Here is a 22,952-nt window from a genome sequence, read left to right on the forward strand (position 1 = left end):
CGCACCGATGAAACTGATCGAAGACGCAAACCAGCAGGCGCTCGCCCGGATCCTCGAAGGGGAGCCACGGCTGATCGACATCGTTCCCGCCCGCCAATTGATCCCGGGCCTGCGCGAACGGATGATCCTCCACGCCGGACCGCCGATCTCCTGGGACAGGATGTGCGGCCCGATGCGCGGTGCGGTCGCAGGCGCCATCGTGTTCGAGGGATGGGCGACGGACCTGCCGACCGCGACCAAGCTCGCCGCCAGTGGCGAGATCGAATTTCATCCGAACCACCACTTCGGGGCGGTTGGCCCGATGACCGGCATGACGACGATGTCGATGCCGCTGTTCGTGGTCGAGAACGCGCGCTTCTCCAACCGTGCCTATTGCGCGATCAACGAGGGGCTCGGCAAGGTGATGCGCTTCGGCGGCAACGACGCGAGCGTGCTGAAGCGTCTGGCCTGGCTGCGCGACGTGTTCGGGCCGACGCTCGGCAAGGCGATCCGTGCCGCCGGCGGCATCGACCTGAAATCGATCGTCGCGCGGGGCCTGTCGATGGGCGACGAACTGCATCAACGCAATCTGGCCTGCTCGAGCGTCTTCCTTCGCGAGATCGCACCCTGGATGGCGCGAACCTCGACCGACAACGCCGTTCTCGCCGAATGCCTCGCGTTCATCGGGCAGAACGATCAGTTCTTCCTCAACATCGCGATGGCGATGGGCAAGGCGATCACCGATCCCGCCAACGGCATTCGGGGGTCGACCATCGTTACCACGATGTGCCGCAACGGCACCGATTTCGGGATCCGCGTGAGCGGGCTCGGCGAGCAATGGTTCACCGCGCCGGTCGAAATGCCGGAAGGGCTGTATTTTGCCGGCTATTCCGAGAAGGACGCCAATCCGGACATGGGCGATTCCGCCATCGTCGAGACGATCGGCCTGGGCGGATTTGCGATGGCGGCGGCGCCGGCGGTCGCAGGCTTCGTGGGGGCCGGTGCGCCGTCCGAGGCCGGCAACTTCACCCGCTCGATGGGCGAGATCACGGTTGCGCAGAATCCGGAATGGACCATCGCCGCAATGGACTTCGCGGGCGTGCCGACCGGCATCGATATCCGTCTGGTCGTCGATTCCGGCGTGGTGCCCGTCATCAACACCGGCATCGCGCATCGCGAGCCCGGCATCGGGCAGGTCGGTGCCGGCGTGGTCAAGGCACCGTTGGCGTGCTTCCAGCAGGCGATCGTCGCGATCGCCAAGGATTTGGGTGTGTCATGAACGTCGTTGTCCTGAACGAGGTCCGCAAGGGATTCTATCTCGACTCGGTCGCGCTGATGCGGCTGTCGCGCGAGGTGGCCGGCTCGCCCGGCGTGATCGAGGCGGCGTTGATGATGGGAACTCCGTCGAACGCTGCGATCATGCGCAATGCGGGGCTGCTGGAGGAGGGCACTGCCGTGAAGGGCAACGACCTCGTGATCGCGGTCAAGGCCGAGTCCGAGCCCGCTGCCCGCGGAGCCCTCGACAATGCGATCAAGTCGCTCGACAAGCCGAAGACCCAGGGCGAGGCGCAGGCTGCCTGGCGGCCGCACTCGATCGCCGCCGCTGTGAAGGTCAGGCCGGAGATCAATCTTGCGCTGATCTCCGTTCCCGGCGAGTTCGCCGCCGCCGAGGCCCGCAAGGCGCTCAATCGCGGCCTGCATGTCCTGATGTTCAGTGACAACGTGTCCCTCGAGGACGAATTGTCGCTCAAGCAGCAGGCGCGGGCGGCCGGTCTGCTGATGATGGGGCCGGATTGCGGAACGGCCGTGATCGGCGGCGCGCCGCTGGCGTTCGCCAACAAGATCAGGCGCGGCAGGATCGGCATCATCGGCGCATCGGGGACCGGAACGCAGGAGGTCTCATGCCTGATCTCGGAAGCCGGCGCGGGAATCTCTCACGCCATCGGGGTCGGCGGGCGCGATCTGAAGAAGGATATCGGCGGCATCACCACGCTGATGGCGATCGATGCCTTCGAGTCCGATCCGGAAACCGATCACGTGGTGCTGATCTCGAAGCCGCCGCATCCCGATGTCGCCAAATCCATCCTTGAGCGGATCGGCAGAAGCAGGAAGTCGTACACCGTGTGCTTCATCGGTGCTTCGGAGACCGAGCTGCCACCGAACGCCCGTTTCTCGCCGACACTGAAGGGCGCCGCGGAACTGGCACTGGGAGACAAGAAGATCGGCGCGGGCTTCGATGCGAATGCTGTCGCATCACGGCTTCCGCGCAGCGGCCGAGGCGGGATCGAAGGTTTGTTTGCCGGCGGAACGCTGTGTGCCGAAGCTCAGGTGATCCTCGCTGCCGCAGGTCGGAAGGTGGCGTCGAACGCCGCCATCCCCGGCGTGGTCAAGCTCGGCGTCGAGCCGAACGCCGGACGGGACCGGCTGATCGACCTCGGCGACGACGAATATACCCGTGGCCGACCGCACCCGATGATCGACCCCTCGGTGCGCGACGACGCGTTGCGTGCCGCGCTCAAGGACCGCGATCTTTCGGTGGTCCTGCTCGATCTTGTGCTCGGCTATGGCGCGCATGCCGATCCCGCCGAGCATCTGACCAGGATCGTCGCTGATCGCGGGCAAGATGCGCCGGCGTTGATCGCGTCCGTCGTCGGCACGGAGCAGGATCCGCAAGGGCGCTCCGCGCAGGTCAGGAAACTGGAGCAGGCCGGAATCCTCGTTGCGCCGTCGAACGCGCAGGCGTGCGAGCTTGCGGTTGCCATCGTCCGGAATGCCGGGAGGTAAGGAAATGCGTACACTCAATGACGTGCCGCGTCGCCTCGTGGTCGCGATCGGTGGCAATGCGGTTCACCCAGAGGACATCAGGGGCACTTCCCAGGAGCAGAAGTCCGTCGCGCGGATCACTGCGGAAGCGCTGCTGCCGCTCGCGCAACTCGACAATGAACTGGTCATCACGCACGGCAACGGCCCGGTCGTCGGCAAGATCATGATGCGCCAGATGCTGACGATGAGCCGAATCCCGCCGATGGACATGGACATCTGCGTCGCGCACAGCCAGGGCGGCATCGGCTATCTCCTGATGCAGGCGATCGAGAATGCCCTGCGCGAGCAAGGCAACCAGCGCCATGTGGCAAGCCTGCTGACCCAGGTCGAGGTAGACAAGGACGATCCCGCGTTCGAGAATCCAACGAAGTTCGTCGGACCGTTCTTTTCCGAGGACGAGGCGAAGAAGATCAGCGCCGAGCTCAATTGGGCGATGCGTGAGGATTCCGGGCGCGGCTGGCGTCATGTCGTGCCGTCGCCGAAGCCCAAGCATGTCTGCGACATCTCGCTGGTCGACGCATTGGTCAAGCGCGGAACGATCGTCATTGCGGGCGGCGGCGGCGGCGTGCCCGTGGTTCGTGACGCAAAGGGCGTGCGCACCGGCGTGCCGGCGGTCATCGACAAGGATCTGACGTCCGCTCACATCGCGAATGTGCTTGGTATCGAAGAGTTGCTGATCCTGACCGCGGTCCCGCGCGTCGCGGTGAATTTCGGCAAGCCGAACAAGAAGGATCTGGATCAGGTCAGTCTCGAGGAGATCAAGGCCTACCACCGTGAGGGACATTTCCCGCCGGGAAGCATGGGACCCAAGGTCGATGCGGCGATCCGGTTTCTCGAGGGCGGCGGCAAGCGTGCGATCATCAGTCACCTCGATTGCGCCATGGCGGCGCTGCGGGGCGAGACGGGAACGCACGTCTTTCAATAGCCACCGGGTTTGGCGCATCGGCGGGACATCCGCCCGCGCCAATCTGCATTCGAGCGTCGAGCAAGATGGCGGTCCGATGTTGATGGCCGCGATGGCGCCCGGCTCGTCGAGTTGAAGCAGTTGAGACGCATCGGCGCCTCATTCTGATCAGGCAATCGAGCTGGCCGCTGGCTCAAGCTCACACATACAAGACAAACAAGCAGCCTGCGGGATTCAAGGGAACGACAAGGCAATGGCCATTCAATCCAGCATTAGGGCGAACCTGTACAAGGATTCCGTGTCGTTGATGCGGATTTCCCAGGTCACGGTCGCGCGGACCGGCGTGCAGCGGGTCACGCTGCTGATGGGAACGCGCAGCAACAAGGAGTTCCTGCGGCAGGCCGGGCTTATGAGTCCGGCGCTCGAGAGCGCCAAGCCGGGCGATATCATGATCGTCGTGGCGGACGATGCGCCCGAAAAGCTCGCAGCCGCGGAACGGGAGATTCACTCCCTGATCGCCGGCGAAGAGCCGAAGGGCGGATCGGCTGAAGCTGCGGCCGAAGCACCGCCGCGCTCGATCTCCGGCGGTGTCGCGATCGCCGACCATGCCGACCTCGCATTGATCTCGGTGCCCGGCCCCTATGCCGCCGCGGAAGCCTTGAAGGCGCTGCGCCAGGGCCTCAACGTGCTGCTGTTCAGCGACAACGTGCCGATCGAACAGGAGCAGGCCATCAAGCGCGTTGCGGCGCAGAAGGGCCTGCTGGTGATGGGACCGGATTGCGGCACGGCCATCATCAACGGCGTGCCGCTTGGATTTGCCAACGTCGTTCGGCGGGGCGTGATCGGGCTCGTCGGAGCGTCGGGAACGGGCCTGCAGGAGGTGATGTGCCAGATCCATCGCCATGGCCAGGGCATATCGCAGGCCATCGGCACCGGCAGCCACGACGTTTCCAGCGAGGTCGGCGGCATCACCATGTTGCAGGGCCTGGAACTGCTCGCGGCCGACGCGCAGACCAAAGTTGTCGCCATCGTCTCCAAGCCTCCTGCGCCAGATGTGCAGAAGCGGGTGATCGAGCGCGCCAGCGCGATTGGAAAGCCGGCCGTGATCTGCTTCCTCGGCGGCGAGCCGGCAGCATCCGCCGGCAATGTTCACCGCACATCGTCGCTCGAGGAGACGGCGCGGCAGGCCGTCGTGCTTGCGGGAGCGCGCCAACCCGGGAGTGACGAAGGTGCGATCGAACAGTTGGCAACAAGGGTTTGTGCGTCGCTGGCACCCTCGCAGCGCTACCTGCGCGGTCTCTACTCCGGCGGAACGTTCTGCTCGGAAGCCCAGACCATTTGGCGGGCGGCGGGTATTCGTGCCCGGTCGAACGCGCCGCTTGCCGGCGTAGATCGTCTGGCCGATGTGGAAGAGAGCCATGCGCACACGGCGATCGATCTCGGCAGTGACGAATTCACGGTGGGGCGTCCGCATCCGATGATCGACTATGGCGTCCGGATCGAACGGCTGCTGAAGGAAGCGGACGATCCGACCGTTGCCTGCATCATTCTGGACGTCGTGCTCGGCTATGGCAGCCACCCCAATCCGGCAGAGATCCTGACCCCAGCGATCCGCCGGGCGAAAGCCGCGGCGCGAGCGCAGGGGCGGGAGCTTCCCGTGGTCTGCTTCGTCTGCGGCACGGATTCAGATCCGCAGCCCTGCGAGACCCAGAAAGCCATGTTGGCGGACGCCGGCGCGGAGATCGTCGGCAGCAGCACGGGCGCAGCCCGTTCCGCGCAAGCCATCGCGAGCCGCATGGCCGCGGCCGACAACGCCACGGGGCGTCGCATGATGCAAGGTGGAGAACGATGATGACCGCAGCTCCCTCCGCGCTCCGGAACAAGACTTCCGTCATCAGCCTCGGCGCCTCCGGCCTCGATCGCGGTGTCGAGAGCAGCGGTGCCCCGCTGGTGCGTCTGCACTGGCAGCCGGTCGGCGACGGAAGTCCCGAGGTCGCCTGGAGCCTCGCGCAACTGGTTGGCGACGCCGGTGATGCGGACTGCCTCGGATCGCGGATCGATCGCGCCAATGCCGAAGTGCTCGAGCGCATCCTGACCGCGCAGCCGGTATGGGTCGACGTCGCGGCGCACGCATCCGAGGTCTGGCCGGACATGGGCCGAACGCTGCTCCATGCCGGTCCGCCGATCGCCTGGGACGATATGTGCGGCCCGATGAAGGGGGCGGTCGTCGGCGCAGTTCTCTATGAGAAATGGGCGGCGACCCAGCAAGAGGCCGAACAACTCGTCGTGGCAGGCGGCATCCGCTTCGCGCCGTGCCATGAATTCGGCGCAGTCGGGCCGATGACCGGGATCATCTCGCCCTCGATGCCGCTTTTCGTGGTGCTGAACCAGACCACCGGCAATCGCGCCTACGCGCCGATGATGGAATCCGGCGGCGCCAAGACACTGCGTTTCGGCGCTTTCGCGCCCGAGGTGATCGAAGGCCTCAAGCTGATCGAGAATGTATTGGCGCCATGTCTGAAGGCCGCGGTCGCCGGCATCGATGGTGGATTGCCGTTGAAGCCGCTGATGTCGCAGTCGCTGCACATGGGCGACGACGTCCACAACCGCAACACGGCCGCGACCCTGCTGCTCTATCGCGCCGTCACGGAATCGCTGCTCAAGTCTTCGATCTCGCGCGATCTCGTTCACGAGACGCTGCGGACGATCGGGGCGGACGACATGTTCTTCCTCAGCCTGTCGATGGCGGCATGCAAGGCGACCATGGATGCCGCGCACGGCGTGCCGTTCAGCAGCATCGTGACCGCAATGGCGCGCAACGGCGTGAATGTCGGCATCAGGGTCAGCGGACTGAACGGGCAGTGGTTTGTCGGTCCGGCCGACATCCCAGTCGGCCTGTTCCTGCCCGGCTTCAGCGAGGCCGATGCCAATCCCGATATCGGCGACAGCGCGATCACCGAGACCGCGGGACTCGGCGCGTTCGCGATGGCGGCGGCGCCCGCGATGGTCCAGTTCGTCGGCGGCACGCCGCAGGACGCGCTGCGTTATTCGCGCGAGATGGCGCATGTCACGATCGGCCGCAATCCCGGCTTCACCCTGCCGATGCTCGATTTCATCGGAGCTCCGGTCGGCATCGACATCCGCAAGGTCGTGGACGAAAGCATGCGGCCGGTCATCAACACCGCAACGGCGCACAAGGAGCCGGGTATGGGGATCATCGGCGCCGGCGTCGTGCAGGCTCCGATGAAATGCTTCGTCGACGCCGTCGGTGCGCTGGCGGCGATGGCCGCGAGATGACGTTGCTGCGATTTTGAGGACGACGGCGCGGGCGCGCCGCCGATGCAAAAAACGCCGCAGCAAACAATGCGGCAACACCGGGAACGAACAGGAGGAAACACATGAGCGGTACCCGTCGTGCATTTCTGCAAACAGGCCTGCTCTCGGCGGCCTGGATCGGTTCATCAGGCCGGCTCGCCTTCGCCGACGATGCGGCGAAGCCGCTGCGCATCGGCATTCTCATTCCGGGGTCGCGGGCCGACCACGGCTGGATGGAGTCGGCCTACAACGGCATGAAGGCGGCCGAGCAGCGCCACGGCAGCAAGGTCGTGATCACGTCGATCGAGAACGTCAAGTTCGCCGACATGGAGCAGGCGCTCGTCACGCTCGCGAGCAAGAACGACATGGTGATCGGCGCCGCGGGGCAGACCCAGGCATCGGTGCTCAAGGTCGCCAAGCGATTCCCGAGGGTGAAGTTCTCCATCGTCGGGCCGACCGGACAGCCGACCGAAAACGTCGCGCAATACGACGTGCTGCAGGCCCAGATCGGCTTCATTGCCGGCGCGGTCGCCGCGATGATGTCGAAGAACAGTGCGGTGAGTTACGTCGGCGGGCTTGAGATTCCGGCCATCGTCAACACCGGAACGGAGTTCGCGAACGGCGCCAAGCACGTCAAGCCGGACACCAAATGCTTCGTGACCTACACCGGTGACTTCGACGACGTCGCCAAGGCGAAGGAAGCGACTCTTGCCGCGATCGCGCAGGGGGCGGACGTCCACTACAACATCCTCAATCTCGGCGTGCGCGGAATGGAGCAGGCGGCGCGCGAGAAGGGCACGAGGATGATCGGGAGCTATACCAACTACTGCTCCGACAACAATCCGCTCTACATCGCCTACACGGTCAGCGGCATCGGCTTCATGGTCGAATATGCCATCGACCAGGCCGTCGCCGGAACGTGGCACCCGGAGTACAAGCAGTTCGGCCTCGCCATGGGGCCACGTTCGGCCGACATCGAGATCTGCGCCGCGGCGACGCCGGAGATCCAGGCAAAGATCAAGGAGCTCAAAGACGACCTGCTGTCGAACAAGATCAAAGTCAAGGTGGGTTGACCGTGGCTCTTCTCGAACTGTCTGGCTTGACCAAGCGCTTCGGGGCTTTTACCGCGCTCGACGACATATCGCTGCTGATCGAGCGCGGCGAGGTGCACTGCCTGCTCGGTGAGAACGGCGCCGGCAAGTCGACATTGTGCAATCTGGTGTTCGGGGTGCACCGGCCGGATGCCGGCAGGATGACGCTGGGCGGAGAGCCGTTCGATCCGCGCGGCCCGGCGGAAGCGCTGCAGCGCGGCGTCGTCATGGTGCATCAGCATTTCAGCCTGGTGCCCAACATGAGCGTGGCCGAGAACCTGATGCTCGGCCGCGCCAGCGCGGTGCTGAAGCCACAGGACATCATCGTGCGGATGGAGCAGCTCGCCGCGGAATACGGGCTCGAAATCGACCCCGAGGCGCGGATCGATGAACTTTCGGTCGGCGAGCGGCAGCGGGTCGAGATCATCAAATGCCTGCTCGGCGATCCACAATTGCTCGTGCTCGACGAACCGACGGCCGTTCTGCAGCCGGACGAAATCGACGCGCTGTTGGCGATCTGCCGCCAGGTGGCGCTGCGCGGCAAGTCCGTGATCCTGGTGACGCACAAGCTCGGCGAAATCAGCCGCGTGGCCGATCGCACGACGGTGCTGCGGCAGGGCCGGATCATCGAGACCGTCGCGATGGACGGCGCCGACATCCGGTCGCTGGTGCGCTCGATGGTTGGCCGCGACGTTCAGTCGGCAGGTTCGGTGCTCGCCGCCGCCGTCGACATCGAGGGCAAGACGGCGGCGAAACCCGCAGTCGCGGCCGGTCCGGTGTCGCCGGGTGAGGCCGTGCTGCAGATCTCGGACCTCGTATATCGCGACCCGCATGGGGTGCCGAGGCTCGACGGCCTGAGCCTCACGGTCGGTACCGGCGAGATCGTCGGGATCGCGGGCGTCGAGGGCAACGGCCAGACCGAGCTCGGACTGGTCCTGGCCGGTCTCGCCACGCCAAGCGCCGGCGCGATCGTCGTCGGCGGGACCCAGGTCGGCGGCTGCACGCCGCAGGAAATCACGGATGCGGGTGTCGGCATCGTTCCCGAGGATCGCCATGCGGTGGCTTGCATCAAGGAATTGTCGGTGGCCGAGAACCTGTTTCTCGGCGCGATCGGAAAATTCAGCCGCTTCGGCCTGCTCGATAAGTCGGCGCGGCGCAAGGCGGCGGAGGCCATGATGCGCGACTTCGACGTGCGGGCGAGCAGCCCGGATGTTTCGATGGCGAGCCTTTCCGGCGGCAATCAGCAGAAGGCGGTGCTCGCGCGCGAGCTTTCGCTCGATCCGCTGGTGTTCCTGCTCGCCGCGCAGCCGACGCGCGGCCTCGACGTCGGTGCGATCGAGGCCGTCTACAATCGGATCCGTGCCGCGCGCGATGACGGCCTCGGGGTGCTTCTGATCTCCAGCGAGCTCGAGGAGCTGATGGCTGTGTCGGATCGGATCGCGGTGATCTACCGCGGAAAGCTGGTTGGCGAGCTCGCGGCCGGGTCGTTCAGCCGCGAGGCGATCGGAGCGATGATGTCGGGGCACGCGCATGTCTAGGTTGGCCATGGTTATGAAAAATCCGAAGCTTGCGCGGGTCGCGCAGGGCGCGAAACTCGAGCTCGTGCCGTTGCAGGTTCTGGTTCCGGTGGTATCGACCCTTGTCGCGCTCGGGATCGGCCTGCTCATCATCGCCGCCACCGGCGCCTCCGTCCTCGAGGCGATCGAAGCGTTCTGGGACGGCATGGCGGGAAGCGATTTCAACATCGGTGCGTCGATCAATCGCGCCATCAGCCTCGCGCTGGTCGGGCTCGGCTTCATTTTCGCCAGCCGTGCCAACCTGACCAATGTGGGAGGCGAGGGGCAGATCGCGATGGGCGGGATGTTCGCGACGGCCGCGGCCCTGTATGGCGCCGGCGACCTGCCGTTGGGACTGGCGTTCATCGTGCCGCTCGCGGTGGGAACCATCGCCGGCGCCGTTTGGGGCGGCCTGGCCGGCTTCCTCAAGGCGGCGCGCGGCACCAACGAGGTCATCAGCACATTGCTGTTGAGCTTCATTGCGCTGCCGCTGGTGTACTGGTCGGTCGAATCCTTTCACCTGCTGCGCAAGCCGATCAGCGATGTGTCGTCGCTGCCGGAATCGGCGGAGATTCCGGACACGACCAAGCTGCCGCTGCTGTTCCCGGACAATGGATCTCCGCTCCACATCGGCTTGCTGATCGCGGCGATTGCGGTGGTCGTGGTGTGGCTGGTGCTCAAGCACAGCACGCTCGGCCTGCGGCTGCACGCTGTCGGCCTGAATGCGACCGCCTCCCGCCGCGCGGGCATGCGGACGAGCTTCTACGTGATCCTGGCCATGACGGTCTCCGGCGGCCTGGGCGGTCTCGGTGGCGCGATCATGATCCTCGGCCAGCAATTCTATCTGACGAGCGATTTCTCGTCCGGATACGGATTTGACGGCTTGGTGGTCGGCCTCTTGTCGCGCGGCTCGGCCGTCGGCGTGGTGATCGGTGCGCTGCTGTTCGGCTTCCTGCGATCGGGATCCATCAACATGGAAATCTCGGCGCACGTCCCGTCCGCCGTGGTTCTGATCTGCCAGGGCCTGATCGTCGTTGTCATTGCAGGCTCCGCGATCCTCACCAACCGAAAGGTGACCCGATGATTGACGAACAGATGGCCGTGTTCATCGGTTCCGGACTTCGCCTCGCGGTTCCGATCATCTTCGCCGCAACCGGCGAGATGCTGAGCGAGCGTGCCGGCGTGCTCAATCTCAGCCTCGACGGCATGATGCTGATGTCGGCGTTCACGGCGGCGCTCGCATCGTGGGCGACCGGCTCGCCGCTTCTCGGCGTGGCGGCCGGCGTCTTGGTCGCGATGGCGGTTGCCGCGGTCCAGGCCGTGCTGAGCGTGACCTTGCGCGCCAATCAATTGGTGGTGGGGATCGGGTTCAACATCCTGGCGCTGGGAACAACCACGTTTCTCTACCGCGAGATCTTCGGCCCGCTGTCGCGCGATCCGATTCCGGGCTTCGCGCAGCTCAATCTGCCGTGGCTCGCGCATATCCCGGTGATCGGACCGGCATTGGCGAACCAGACCGGCCTTGCCTATGTCAGCATCCTGATGGTCGTCGCGACGTGGTTGATCCTGAAGTACACGTCGTTCGGGTTGGCGGTGCGGGCGGTCGGCGAGGATCCGCGCGCCGCGGACAAGGCGGGCATCAGCGTGGCGAGGACGCGCTATCTCGGCGTGCTCTACGCCGGCATCCTGGCGGGCCTCGGCGGCGCCTTCATGTCGGTTGCGGACAGCAATACGTTCACCGAGAACATGACTAAGGGCGCGGGCTATCTCGCGATCACGGCCGTGATCTTCGGCGGCTGGAATCCCTGGTACACGCTGGCGGCGTGTCTGCTATTCGGCTTCGCGACCGCGCTGCAATTCCTGGTGCCGGCGCTGCAGCTCGATGTGCCGGTCGCGCTGCTGTTGCTGCTGCCATATTTGCTTGCGCTGGTCGCCATCGCGGGCTTCGTCGGAAAGAGCCGACAGCCCTCGGCCCTGACCATTCCGTTCGAGCGCGGCGGCTGACCGCAACAGGCTTCAAGAAAACATGGGCAACGGAGGAAAGTCCGATGACGAGTTCCAATTTAGCAAAGGCCGCGGAATCCGCCGCGCCCGGCACCGCCAATCCTCTTGGGTCTGCTCCCGGTTACAAATGGCTGGTCGACGACAACAACGTCAACATGGCGATGGCGCCGCCGCCGCCCAGGGCGGTCACGATCGATGCGCAGCCTCAAACCGTGACGGTCGATCTGCATCGCACCGTTCTCATCGTCGTCGACATGCAGAACGACTTCTGCGCGAAGGGGGGATGGGTCGACCATCTCGGCCTTGACCACACGCCGGATCGGGCACCGATCGAGCCGCTCCAGAAGCTTCTCCCAGTGTTGCGGAATGCCGGCGTGCATGTCATCTGGCTGAACTGGGGCAATCGGCCCGATCTCAAGAACATGGCGCCCAACCAGCTCCATCTCTACAAGCCGAAGGGCGTCGGCATCGGCCTTGGCGAGCCGTTGCCGGGCAGTGGAGCGCGTGTGCTGCAGAAGGACAGTTGGGCCGCGGCCGTTGTCGATGAATTGAAGCAGGAGCCCGAGGACATTCACGTCGACAAATACCGGATCAGCGGCTTCTGGGACACGCCGCTGGATAGCATTCTGCGCAATCTCGGAACCAAGACGATCCTGTTTGCCGGCGTCAACACCGATCAATGCGTGCTGCATTCGCTCACCGACGCGAACTTCCTGGGCTACGGTTGCCTTCTGGTCGAAGACTGCTGCGCAACGACCTCGCCGGGCTACTGCGTTGAAGCAACTCTCTTCAACGTCAAGAAATGCTTCGGCTTTGTGACGCATTCGTCAAACGTCATCGGGGCCATTTCAGGAGTAGATCCAACGGCGTGACGGATCGGTCGCGCTCCGAGTGCACGCGCTAGCCTTGTGACGGCGCTTGCGATTCTCGTCCACCGGATCCCAGGCGCGGCTCGGCCCCGGCAAGCAGCCGCTGAATGTTGGCGCGGTGGCGCGCGATCACGTGAAGGCCACCTGCGATGACCAGCAGCCGATAGGGCAATGGCTGCTCCAACGCGCAGACCAGTGCGATCGCAGTGAGTGCCGCCGACATTGAGCTCAGGGAAACGATCCGGGAAATTGCCAGCACAACGCCAAAGGCTGCAGCGGCGCCGAAACCGACCGGCCAGGACAGCGCCAGCAACACGCCGAGCCCCGTCGCGGCGGATTTGCCACCCGTGAAATTCAACCAGATCGAACGGCTGTGCCCCAACAATACCGCAAGTCCGGCCAGGCAGACCGCCCAAGGCAGCAAGGTTTGCAGATCGATCGCCGTCGGTGGCGTGACCGACGGTAATGTCCCGAGCCAGGGATAGAACCAGCGGGCAAACGCGATCGCACCGGCGCCCTTCAGCACATCGACCAGCAGGACCGCCAACGCGGGCCACTTGCCCAGGGTACGCAACACGTTTGTGGCCCCGGTGGACCTGGAGCCGTGTTCCCGGATGTCGATGCCCTTGAGCAGTTTCCCCGCCAGATAGCCCGCGGGTATGGAACCGAGGAGGTAAGCTGTCGCCAATCCAGCCGCACTCGCAATCCAAAAAACCATCAGCTTCTCCTCGATACGCCAGTGTCGGGCAAGCGTCATCCGGAGTCTACCTCCATGCGAGGCCGATATCGTGGATACGAAGGGACGAATCCCTTACCGGCTCCAATCCCCTTTTGAATAGGCTGGCCTTGCGATAGATACCGCGATCGACGTGCCGATCGATCGGCGATGCTGCCGCGACGGAGACGGGACACGGAATGACGACGCAATCAATCGAGATTCGCCGCCTCCTGCCTGCGGACGCTGCGCTCTATCGCGACATCCGTCTCGAGGCGCTGCGCTTCAGTCCGGAGGCGTTCGGCAGTGCGTATGAGACGGAGAGCGTGCATCCCGGCGAATGGTTCGCGGACCGGCTCACGAGCGGTGCGGTGATCCTCGGGGCGTTTCGCGACGGCGAACTTGCCGGGATCGTCGGCTTTGTCGCGGCCGAGGGGCCGAAGCGGCAGCACAAGGGCGCGCTGGTGAGCATGTATGTGCGTCAGGCGTCGCGGCGCGGCGGTGTCGGCCGGCTTCTGGTCGAATCCGCCCTCGAGTTCGCCGTGCAATCGGTCGAACTGGTGCAGCTTGCCGTGGTGAAGGGCAATGAGCCGGCCGTCCGGCTCTACCGGAGCATGGGCTTTGTGGAGTACGGGCTGGAGCAGCACGCGCTGAAGATCGACGGCCGCTACTACGACGACATCCTGATGACGAAGGATCTGGTCGGGCGCGACTGACGTCGCACAATTTGAACCGTCACAATTCTGGCGGCCCGTTGCGATAGCCCCACATCCACGTTTAGGGCCACGCATTCGTTTGCTGTCATCGCCCCCGGGACGCTGCCATGCCGAAGATCGATCTGACAAAAGTGCCGGAACGCAAGGGGACCGGCTATCCGGCCGAGTTCGCCGCACCGTGTGCGGAACGAATCCGGCAGCGTCTCGGCGACGCCGGCGGGCTCGCTGATTTCGGCGTCAATCTGATGCGGCTGCCACCGGGCAATTGGTCGAGCCAGCGCCATTGGCATTCGGACGAGGACGAGTTCGTCTATGTGCTCGCGGGCGAGGTGGTGCTGATCGAGGACGGCGGCGAGACGGTGCTGCGCGCCGGCGATTGCGCGGCGTTCCCGAAGAATTCCGGCAACGGGCACCACATGATCAACAGGTCGCAGATGACGGCGACCTATCTCGAGGTCGGCTCGCGCTCGCGTGCCGACGTCATCACCTGTTCCGACATCGATATGATGAGCCCGAGCTCCGACGGCCGCTTTCTGCACAAGGACGGCCGGCCGTACGAATAGGCCCTGGACCGCAGGCCGGCGAAAAATCCGGCGTTGCGGATTGGCCGGCGAAGGACCAATCTTCCGGCCAGGGAGATTGGTCGCGTCCATGACGGAATGGTATTTCATCTGGATTGACGGTCCGCGCGGACCCGAGCCGCAGAAATGGTCGTCGGACGCGCTGTGGGGCCAGCTTGCGCGCCAGGACATCATTGTCCGCTTTCCCCTGACGGAGCGCGAAGCCGGGTTGTCGCTTGATCAGCTGGCGCGGCTGCATCCGGTGCCGCAGTGAGCTGTGCCCGGCAGGCTCACACCACCAGCCGGCCTTCGCGGTCCGGTGCCGCCGGAGTTCACGCTGCCGGAATTGCAGCGGACCTATGAGATCGTGCTCGATCGTCCGCTGGAGAAAAGGGCCTTCCGCACCCGCATGCTCGCCGCCGACCTGATCGAGCCGGTCGCGAAGATGCGCAAGGGACCGAACCGGCCGGCGCAGCTCTATCGGCTGAAGAAGGCCAAGGCCTTGGTGTTCTTTTGCGCGAACGTTCAATCCGCCGGGCTGACCGTCAAACCGAAAGATCGAAGCCGGGCGTCGCGACGTCGGTCAGGAACGAGGCCAGGAACATTTTTCCAAGTACGTGCCTGGCCGCGGGCGTGCCAGCCTTGAGCCGGCCCCTTCGGATGGCCGCCCTGAATTCCGTTGGCGTGGGCACCGTCATTTCTGTGTCAGGTGCCGCGCGTGGCGCCATTGCTGACGCGCTGAGCAGGACGCTGGCGTAATAAAGTCGGCTAAGGGCACGCACGAGCCGAAGCCGGGCGCGCACGGCGCCGTCCGGGGCGCGGCCGAGGCATGACTGTAGCAGGACGTCTTCGAGTTCGGGCGACCGCGCGATGCTGTCGCCGATGATGGCGATATCGACCAGCGGATCGTTGCGATAGCCGGACTCCCAGTCGATCATCCAGAGCCGCTTGCCGTCGTACAGGATGTTGGCGGGAATCAGATCATTGTGGCTGGAGAGCGAATTCGCATCATTCCAGACATAGGCCGCGCGGATACGCTCGAAGTGCTCACTGTATCGATCAAGCGTGCCAGGAGCAAACAAACCGGTACGACAGACGTGGGACCAGAGCCAGCCCACGATATCCGAATAGCGTACCAGATGTGGAAAGACCGGCGTCGCGTGCAGTCGCGCCAGCAATTCGCCGAGCGCCGTTGCCAACGCAGGCAATCCGCCAGCGTAGCTGCCCAGCGGTTGCCGCGCGACGAAGTCCATCACGGCAATGCGCGAGCCTTCGTCGGCGTAGTAGAGCCTTGGTGCAACGCCGGCTTCGGCGGCGATGCGCAGTGAGGTATATTGATGCGGATTTTGCAGCGCGCTCGCTGGTCCCTCGATCCGCAATCGCTGCAGCGGACTGACCGGCCCCTCCGCTCGCAACAGATAGCGGCGGCCGCCCGCATCGATTCCGAACAGCCGCGCCCCCGTCGTGCCGCCTGAGATCGGCGTCACGGCGTCGACCGTTGCCCTGCCGATCACGTCACGCAGCGCAGCATGCGCTGCATCGCGCTGTTCCGGCTGAAGTGTATCGATGTCGCTCATGCACAAAAAGTTAGCATGACGGCTATGCGTGCCGAAATCGAATTGATGTTGGGTTCCCGATCTTCAATTGCTGGTCGCGCGCGACGAAGCATGAAGCAATGCCGCAAAAATCTTGTCGGGAGAAAACTTGATGTCGTTCGAGCGGGGGTTGCATTGCGCCGTTGCGTGCAGGATCGCGAAGTGCAGATCATGGATTGCATTGCCATTATTCTGCCTGATCAGCACGTTCGGAGTGATGCATGACGCCGTCGCGAACGAGTCCCTGGCGATCGTGGATGCGCGTGTACCGGCGGTCGACAAAGCAGGCGGGGACCTTCCCTTGACGATGACGATCAGGAATGAGGCAGACAGCGCCGACGCGCTGCTGCGGGTCCGCTGCCCGGTCGCCAATTTTTCCGAGCGTCACACGGTCGATCGCGGCGAAGGCGCACCAGCCATGCGTTCGATTCCGAACATTCCGATACCTGCAAAGGCTGCGCTCGAGTTGAAGCGCGACGGCTATCACGTCATGCTGCTGCAGTTGCGTCAGGCGCTCGCGCCGGGCGAGACCTTCAAATGCGCGATCGTTTTTCAGAAAGCTGGAACCATCGAGACGGAGGTGCAGGTCCAGAAGTGACCCAAGATACGTGACTAAAGAAGGCGGCGGGTGTGAAGAATCACCCGCCGGGACGCAAGGCTTCTCGCGCGACTGCCCGTGTATGACGGGCGGTTCGATCAATGAAGAACGCTGGATCCGGAGGAAATGAACTCATGACAGGGTTGAATTGGGTTAGATCGCATATGCTTGCGGCAGCAGTAGCATCCGCTGCGACCTTCGCGGGCTCTTTCGCGCTCGCCGACGATGTCAACCAGGATCGCCTGCTCAATGCTGACAAGGAAGCAGGCAACTGGCTGCACCATCACAAGGACTATTCGGCGACCCGCTTCTCGTCGCTGGCGGATATCAACAAGGACAACGTCAAGAACCTGAAGGTCGCCTGGACCATGCATCTCGGCGGCGTCGAGGGCGGCGGAATCTGGGGGCACGGCGGCCTGGAGGGAACTCCGATCGTCGAGAACGGATTCATGTACGTCACCGACGGCTGGGGCTCGGTCTACAAGATCGACGCGCATGGCGGCAAGGGCGTGCTGCTCTGGAAGATGGATCCCAAGACCGACCACGACTGGGCCGGCGCGGTCGCCTGCTGCGGCGTCGACAACCGCGGTGTCGCGCTTTGGGACAACCTCGTGATCTCGCACACGCTCGACGGCCGCCTGATCGCGACCAACAAGGAAACCGGGCAGGTCGCCTGGCAGCGTCAGGTCGCCGATCCCGACAAGGGTGAGGTGATCACCGGCGCGCCACTGATCGTCAAAGGCATGGCGATCACGGGCGTCGCCGGCGCCGAATACGGCATTCGCGGCTGGATCGCGGCGACCGACCTGAAGAGCCAGAAGGAAGTCTGGCGTACCCACACCATCCCGGGCAAGGACGAACCCGGTTCCGATACCTGGAAGGACGACAAGAACGCCAAGGCAAGCGGCGGCGGATCGACCTGGGTCACCGGCAGCTACGACCCGTCGACCAACACCATCGTGTGGGGCGTCGGCAATCCCGGACCGGACTGGGACAATGAGTACCGGCCCGGCGACAACCTCTACACCGACTCGTCGCTCGGTCTCGATGCCGACACCGGCAAGATCAAGTGGCACTACCAGCACACGCCGAACGATCCCTACGACTATGACAGCGTGGCGGAGAACGTGCTGGTCGACGTCCCCGGTCCGAACAACACGACGCTGAAGCTCGCGCTTGAGGCCGATCGCAACGGCTTTGCCTATGCGGTCGATCGCAACACCGGCAAGTTCATCTGGGGTCTGCCCTTCGTCAAGAAGGTGACCTGGACCAAGGGTCTCGATCCCGAGTCCGGCAAGCCGGTGGAGTATGATCCGAAGCAGGGCGTGCAGAAGTACAACGCGTCGGTGACGCCGAGCCGGACCAACAAGGAAACGGACATCTGCCCGGGCAACATGGGCGGCAAGAACTGGCCGCCGACCGCCTACAATCCGAACCTGAAGCTCTGGTACATCCCCGTCATCGAGAGTTGTAACCACATCAAGGTCGAGGAGATGACGCCGGACAAGGTCAAGCCGCGCGAGTTCTTCACCGGCGGCGGACCGAGCCAGCCGGTCAAGATCACCGGCAGCGTGACCGCGATCGACGTCACCACCGGCAAGGTGGCAGGGAAGGCGGAGACGCAATTCCCGAACCTCGGCGGCATCCTGGCGACGCCCGACCTCGTGTTCTCCGGACAACCGTCCGGCGAGGTGATCGCCTACGACGCGAAGTCGCTGCAGCAGCTCTGGCAGTTCAACACCGGCGGCGGCGTCAATGCGCCTCCGATGACGTTCTCGGTGGACGGCAAGCAGTATGTCGCGATCCTGGTCGGCCTCGGCGGAGCCTGGGACAAGTGGTTCATCGATGCCACGCCCGAGCTGAAGCGGATGCAGCCGGGCTCGATGCTCTACGTGTTCGCACTCTGACATCGCAAGCGCGGGAGGCTTCGGCGAGAAGCCTCCCGCGTCGATCTGGCCGAGAGAAATCAGACAAGAAACAAGACAAATGAAACAAACATGGCTGGTTGGCGCGTGGCTCGGCTGCGCGCTGGTGACGGGATTTGTCGGTACCGCGCAGGCACAGTCGGCGAGCGATCCGACCGATGCGGGCAAGGCGGTGTTCAGGCGCGGCAATTGTGTCGGCTGCCACAAATGGCACGGCAATGGCGGCGGCGGCTATGGTGGCGATGCACTGTCGCTGCGCAAGACCGAGCTGACGCGCGAGCAGATCATCGAGACGGTGACGTGCGGGCGGCCGGGCACCGGCATGCCGTTCTTCGTGCGCGGCTCCTATGACACCACGAGATGCTACGAGATGACGAGGCAGGATGTCGCGGAGCGCATGCCGCCCGAGGCCAACGTGTTCCTGCGGCCGAACGAGATCGAGGCCGTCGCCGATTACGTGCTCGCCCATGTCAAGGGCAAGGGCGAGCCGACCTATGACGAATGCATCGCCTTCTTCGGCGACGGCTCGCGTGTCTGCAATATCTACAAGGAGGCCGGCCAGGCCGCCGCGTCGTCCGACCAGAGCGAGAAGGCAAAGCCATGAGCAAGCAGGGATCGGCAATCCGCGGGTTGGTCTTCGCCGCGTCAGTCACCGCGGCCGTGCCGGCGATGGCAACTGCGGGCGACCTGCGCGACATCAATGTCGGCATGGCAATCAGCAGCGTTCCCGACGCGGGATACATCAACCTGACCTGTGTCGGTGAGAAGACGCACCGATTGGCGGAATGGGCGCAGTGGGCGGCTTGCCCGGCCGGGCCGGACCAGCTGCGCGGCATCCGCTTCGAGTATGATCGCGAGACCGCGCGGGAAGGCACCATGGTCGGCGGCCATCCGGCGATCCTGACCGTGATGATCGACAAGGACGCCAGGATCGCGGCGCTGACGATCGAGACCGATCCCAAGGCGAGGCTCTATCTGCGCAAGAAGGCGTTTCTGCTCGGCCTGCAGGCGAAGTCACGCTACGGCGAGGACGGCTGGAGCTGCTCGGAGGCGAAGCCGGGCGCCGGAAAGCAGGAGGTCGGCGGCGTCTTCGTCGACGAGACATGCAGCAAGACCACCGACGGCCGGACGGTCGAGATCGAGCGTCACCTCTATCGCGAGCCCAACAAGGAGCTCAAGGATATGACCGACGAAAGCCGGATCACGATCCGCCGCGCCGGGTCCTGACGCAGTTCCGAAGCGCGGCCGGTCTCAGGTCTCGATCGGCGCCGCGTCGGTGTCGATCTGCGGCAGCAGGCCGGGCGACTGGCGCTCGACCAGCTCGCGCATCTTGCCGATGATCGCCTTCGCCTCCGCGGAGATGATCGAGCCCGGGCCGGCGACGGTGATGACAAGCGGCGGCGTCGGGTCGAGATCGGTCAGCCGCATTGCGATCGCGCTCAGACCCGGCGTTCCCATGTCGCGGGTATAGGCAAATCCCTGACGGCGGATGGTCGCCAGCGCCTGCTGGATATCGCCGAAACGGACGGCCGATGACGGCGCTTCCTCGGCGTTGATCCGCTGCACGATCCGCCGGGCGTCCTCGTCGTTCATCAGGCTGAGAAACAGCCGGCCCGGGGTCGAGTGGGTCAGGAGCCGTCGTGCGCCGGGTTCGAGATAGTAGCGCACTGGCGTGGTGCCCTGCAGCACGCGGATATACTGGCTGTAGAGCTGGTTGCGCGCCACGACGAAGGTGGTCAGCCGTGTCGCCTCGTGCAGCTCGTGCGTAATGGCATCGAGCGTGCCGGCGGGGAGCGTCTGGCTCTTGAGCCAGCCGCCGAGCAGGGCGACGCGGACCGTCGGCAGATAGCTGCGCGCCTGCCGGTCGTGCTCGAGATAGCCGAGTTCGACGAGGCTCTTCAAAAGCGCCGACGTGCTCGACGGCGGATAGTTCAGCCGGCGCGCGATCTCGGTCATGGCCGCGGGCCGTTCGATCTCGGCGAAATACTCGAAGATGCGGAGCACGCGGTGCGCCGACTTGACGATTGACGGATCTGGGCTGCCGTCGGCGGCGCGAAACAACTCGTCATGCCGGTTGGCCTCGATCACCATCGCCGCGGGATCGTCCGCTTGCGTGCGCACACGGTCGGCGACGATGCGCCTGCGGCCCCGCCGGGACGGGGGCTGGGTGTCGGAGCGAACTCCCTTCATCTCTGGCCGCTCGTGTCCTTTAACGCAGCGCATGCTTGGTGCGATGCAGCATTCATCGTCACCTTCCACTGTCGAATGTGCAGCGAAACCAACGGAGGTCAAGCGTCCGCGGTGCAGCATGACCGGACGTACGATCCGCGCGCGGGCGGCATTTCTTCCACGTATCTGAAATTATTCGCGCAAGCTGGTCCGCCGGTGGACATCGCCGCGATCGTTCCCGATGTTGCAGGCGAAGTGTGAACACCGAGCGATGACATCACGCACACCGGCAAGGCTGCTGCGACGTCATTCCGAACAAGGAGAGCCTCGATGCAGATGAGTGCGCGCGACCTTCGCAGCCCCGACAATGCCGTGGAGCCGGCCGATCCGGCCCGCCACATTTCGCATGATTGCGCAGGCCTCAACTTCTATGACCTCGACCGCGGACTTCGCGGCCTGCTGGGGCTCTATCTGTCGCGCGAGGATCGCGAGCGGCTGGAGCCCCATTTCCGCCGCCTCGGCGAGCTAGCGGGCGGCAGGCTCGACCGGCTTGCGCGGATCGCCGACAAGCATGCGCCGGTGCTCAATCCGAGGGACGCCTACGGTCGCGACGAGGACTGGATCGACTACCACCCGGCATACCGCGAGATGGAGGCGATCGCGTTCGGCGATTTTCAGTTTCACGCCATGAGCCATCGCGCCGGCGTGCTCGGCATGGACCGGCCGTTGCCGGCCGTGGCCAAATACGTGTTTCAGTATCTGTTTGTGCAGTCCGAGTTCGGGCTGATGTGCCCGATCAGCGTCACCGACACCTCGACGCACCTGATCCGCAAGTTCGGCTCCGACGAGCTCAAGGCCTATCTGTTGCCGAAGATGCTGTCGGACGACATGGCGACGCTGTGGAAGGGCACGCAGTTCATGACCGAGCGGGCGGGCGGCTCCGATGTGGGCGCGGTCGAGACCGTTGCGCGCCGGGATGGCGACGTCTGGCGTCTGACCGGCGACAAATGGTTCTGCTCGCACGCCGATGCCGATGTCGCGCTGATGCTGGCGCGGCCGGAAGGCGCGCCCGATGGCACCAGGGGGCTCGCGCTGTTCGCACTGCCGCGCCGCCTCAAGGACGGCCGGCGCAACAGCTACCGGATCGTCCGCCTCAAGGACAAGCTCGGCACCAAATCGATGGCATCAGGCGAGATCCGGCTCGACAACGCGGTCGCCTATCTCGTCGGTGATCCGGCGCAGGGCCTCAAGCAGATGATGGAGCAGGTCAATCTCTCGCGCCTGTCGCACGGCGTGCGTGCCGCCGCGATGATGCGCCGCTGTGTCAACGAAGCCGTCGCCAGCGCCTCGTCGCGCGCGGCGTTTGGCCGGCGCGTCATTGATTTCCCGCTGCTGCGCCGTCAGCTGATGAAGCTGATCGTGCCGACCGAGCAGGCGCTGTCGATGATGCTGGTGGCCGCGCGCGCGATGGACGATGCCAATGCCGGTTCGGCGCAGGCGAGGGACCTGCTGCGCATCCTGACGCCGCTGTTGAAGTACCGCGCTTGCCGCGACAACATTCCGGTCGCGACTGGCGCGATGGAGGTGCGCGGCGGCAATGGCTACATCGAGGAATGGGTGCAGCCGCGGCTGGTGCGTGATGCCCATGTCGGCGTGCTCTGGGAGGGCACCAGCAACATCAACGCGCTCGACATCATCTCGCGGGCTGTCGGCAAGAGCGGCGCGCACCGGGCACTTGCCGCTGTCCTTCAGGCGCGCCTCGAGGAGGCGAAGGCGTTGCCCGAGCCGTTCCGCCAGCGCCTACGCGTTGCGCTCGACCGGGCGATTGCCTTTGCAGAGCGGGTGGCGGCCGATCCCGGCTCGGAGCATGCGGCGCGGCTTGCCGCCAGCGCGCTCTACCATGCCACCTCGGCGATCATGCTCGCATGGGAAGGATCCCAGCCGGAGGTCGATGCGCGGCGGCTGTTGCTGTCGCGCTCCGTGCTTGAGCATCGCCTGTCGACGAAGGATCCACTGGCCCCGGCCGACGACGCGTGGGGGCGCGAAGCCATCGATCTGATGCTGGGCGATGCGCCGGTCACATTCGGTCAAGCGGTCAGGTCCCTGACAGCCTGACCACAAGAGAACAAAAAA

Annotated in this window: 21 protein-coding genes and 1 pseudogene; 19 read left to right on the top strand and 3 right to left on the bottom strand. The window is 64.9% G+C overall.

All coding sequences use genetic code 11. The annotated features are described in order from the left end of the window. The first annotated feature begins 7 nt into the window (after positions 1-7). The 10 genes from HAP47_RS17315 (at position 8) to HAP47_RS17360 (ending at position 12,544) form a co-directional block, all read left to right on the top strand. A complete protein-coding gene (locus tag HAP47_RS17315; RefSeq protein WP_173637210.1) occupies positions 8-1,258 on the top strand; it encodes a DUF1116 domain-containing protein in 1,251 nt (416 codons plus the stop codon). Continuing rightward, on the top strand, positions 1,255-2,763 hold the full coding sequence (fdrA, locus tag HAP47_RS17320; RefSeq protein ID WP_173637209.1) for an acyl-CoA synthetase FdrA: 1,509 nt from the start codon (positions 1,255-1,257) through the stop codon (positions 2,761-2,763). Before HAP47_RS17315 ends, fdrA (HAP47_RS17320) begins: the two co-directional genes overlap by 4 nt. A 4-nt stretch (positions 2,764-2,767) precedes the next feature. Beyond that, complete coding sequence (gene arcC, locus HAP47_RS17325) at positions 2,768-3,727, top strand: carbamate kinase (protein WP_173637208.1); 960 nt, start codon at positions 2,768-2,770, stop codon at positions 3,725-3,727. 232 nt (positions 3,728-3,959) lie between these two features. Then, a complete protein-coding gene (fdrA, locus tag HAP47_RS17330; protein WP_173637207.1) occupies positions 3,960-5,558 on the top strand; it encodes an acyl-CoA synthetase FdrA in 1,599 nt (532 codons plus the stop codon). Then, positions 5,558-7,003: a DUF1116 domain-containing protein gene (locus HAP47_RS17335; protein WP_173637206.1), complete on the top strand. Its 1,446-nt coding sequence runs from the start codon at positions 5,558-5,560 to the stop codon at positions 7,001-7,003. The genes fdrA (HAP47_RS17330) and HAP47_RS17335 overlap by 1 nt, the downstream gene beginning before the upstream one ends. 101 nt (positions 7,004-7,104) lie before the next feature. Then, complete coding sequence (locus HAP47_RS17340; RefSeq protein WP_173637205.1) at positions 7,105-8,094, top strand: BMP family protein; 990 nt, start codon at positions 7,105-7,107, stop codon at positions 8,092-8,094. 2 nt (positions 8,095-8,096) lie between these two features. After that, positions 8,097-9,650, top strand: a complete 1,554-nt coding sequence (locus tag HAP47_RS17345; protein WP_173637204.1) for an ABC transporter ATP-binding protein — start codon at positions 8,097-8,099, stop codon at positions 9,648-9,650. 13 nt (positions 9,651-9,663) lie between these two features. After that, positions 9,664-10,752, top strand: a complete 1,089-nt coding sequence (locus tag HAP47_RS17350) for an ABC transporter permease (protein WP_173637203.1) — start codon at positions 9,664-9,666, stop codon at positions 10,750-10,752. Beyond that, positions 10,749-11,672 carry an ABC transporter permease gene (locus tag HAP47_RS17355; RefSeq protein ID WP_173637202.1) on the top strand — a complete coding sequence of 308 codons (924 nt, stop codon included), beginning with the start codon at positions 10,749-10,751 and terminating at the stop codon, positions 11,670-11,672. Before HAP47_RS17350 ends, HAP47_RS17355 begins: the two co-directional genes overlap by 4 nt. Before the next feature lie 44 nt (positions 11,673-11,716). After that, entirely contained in the window at positions 11,717-12,544 is an 828-nt protein-coding gene (locus HAP47_RS17360) for a cysteine hydrolase family protein (protein ID WP_173637201.1), read from the top strand. A 28-nt stretch (positions 12,545-12,572) separates the two neighbouring features. Here HAP47_RS17360 and plsY read toward each other — a convergent pair whose 3' ends face one another. Beyond that, positions 12,573-13,259: a glycerol-3-phosphate 1-O-acyltransferase PlsY gene (gene plsY, locus HAP47_RS17365; RefSeq protein ID WP_173640448.1), complete on the bottom strand. Its 687-nt coding sequence runs from the start codon at positions 13,257-13,259 to the stop codon at positions 12,573-12,575. A gap of 197 nt (positions 13,260-13,456) precedes the next feature. Here plsY and HAP47_RS17370 point away from each other — a divergent pair, with 197 nt between their 5' ends. The 4 genes and pseudogenes from HAP47_RS17370 to HAP47_RS41585 form a co-directional block, all read left to right on the top strand. After that, positions 13,457-13,972, top strand: coding sequence for a GNAT family N-acetyltransferase (locus tag HAP47_RS17370; protein ID WP_173637200.1), 516 nt, complete (start codon positions 13,457-13,459; stop codon positions 13,970-13,972). A gap of 107 nt (positions 13,973-14,079) precedes the next feature. Continuing rightward, complete coding sequence (locus tag HAP47_RS17375) at positions 14,080-14,535, top strand: cupin domain-containing protein (protein WP_173637199.1); 456 nt, start codon at positions 14,080-14,082, stop codon at positions 14,533-14,535. Positions 14,536-14,623: 88 nt separating this feature from the next. After that, positions 14,624-14,806, top strand: coding sequence for a hypothetical protein (locus tag HAP47_RS17380; RefSeq protein ID WP_231168917.1), 183 nt, complete (start codon positions 14,624-14,626; stop codon positions 14,804-14,806). Positions 14,807-14,851: 45 nt separating this feature from the next. Beyond that, positions 14,852-15,074 (top strand): annotated as a pseudogene (locus HAP47_RS41585) (NrtR DNA-binding winged helix domain-containing protein); the annotation flags it as partial. Positions 15,075-15,077: 3 nt separating this feature from the next. Here the strand turns inward: HAP47_RS41585 and HAP47_RS17385 are convergent. After that, a complete protein-coding gene (locus tag HAP47_RS17385) occupies positions 15,078-16,109 on the bottom strand; it encodes a phosphotransferase (RefSeq protein ID WP_173637197.1) in 1,032 nt (343 codons plus the stop codon). A gap of 130 nt (positions 16,110-16,239) precedes the next feature. Here HAP47_RS17385 and HAP47_RS17390 point away from each other — a divergent pair, with 130 nt between their 5' ends. The 4 genes from HAP47_RS17390 to HAP47_RS17405 all read left to right on the top strand — a co-directional run bounded on the left by HAP47_RS17390 (position 16,240) and on the right by HAP47_RS17405 (position 19,877). Continuing rightward, complete coding sequence (locus tag HAP47_RS17390; protein ID WP_231168918.1) at positions 16,240-16,725, top strand: copper chaperone PCu(A)C; 486 nt, start codon at positions 16,240-16,242, stop codon at positions 16,723-16,725. Between the two features lie 134 nt (positions 16,726-16,859). Continuing rightward, positions 16,860-18,632 carry a PQQ-dependent dehydrogenase, methanol/ethanol family gene (locus tag HAP47_RS17395; RefSeq protein WP_231168919.1) on the top strand — a complete coding sequence of 591 codons (1,773 nt, stop codon included), beginning with the start codon at positions 16,860-16,862 and terminating at the stop codon, positions 18,630-18,632. 79 nt (positions 18,633-18,711) lie between these two features. Further along, positions 18,712-19,254, top strand: a complete 543-nt coding sequence (locus HAP47_RS17400) for a c-type cytochrome (protein WP_173637195.1) — start codon at positions 18,712-18,714, stop codon at positions 19,252-19,254. Next, complete coding sequence (locus HAP47_RS17405) at positions 19,251-19,877, top strand: hypothetical protein (RefSeq protein WP_231168920.1); 627 nt, start codon at positions 19,251-19,253, stop codon at positions 19,875-19,877. Before HAP47_RS17400 ends, HAP47_RS17405 begins: the two co-directional genes overlap by 4 nt. Before the next feature lie 24 nt (positions 19,878-19,901). Here HAP47_RS17405 and HAP47_RS17410 read toward each other — a convergent pair whose 3' ends face one another. Continuing rightward, positions 19,902-20,840, bottom strand: coding sequence for an IclR family transcriptional regulator (locus HAP47_RS17410; RefSeq protein ID WP_173637194.1), 939 nt, complete (start codon positions 20,838-20,840; stop codon positions 19,902-19,904). Between the two features lie 315 nt (positions 20,841-21,155). Here HAP47_RS17410 and HAP47_RS17415 point away from each other — a divergent pair, with 315 nt between their 5' ends. Further along, positions 21,156-22,934 (top strand): acyl-CoA dehydrogenase family protein, encoded by a 1,779-nt coding sequence (locus tag HAP47_RS17415; protein WP_210285409.1) that lies wholly within the window; start codon positions 21,156-21,158, stop codon positions 22,932-22,934. Positions 22,935-22,952 lie beyond the last annotated feature (18 nt).

The sequence above is a fragment of the Bradyrhizobium sp. 41S5 genome (genome assembly GCF_011516665.3).
Taxonomy (GTDB): Bacteria; Pseudomonadota; Alphaproteobacteria; order Rhizobiales; family Xanthobacteraceae; genus Bradyrhizobium; species Bradyrhizobium quebecense.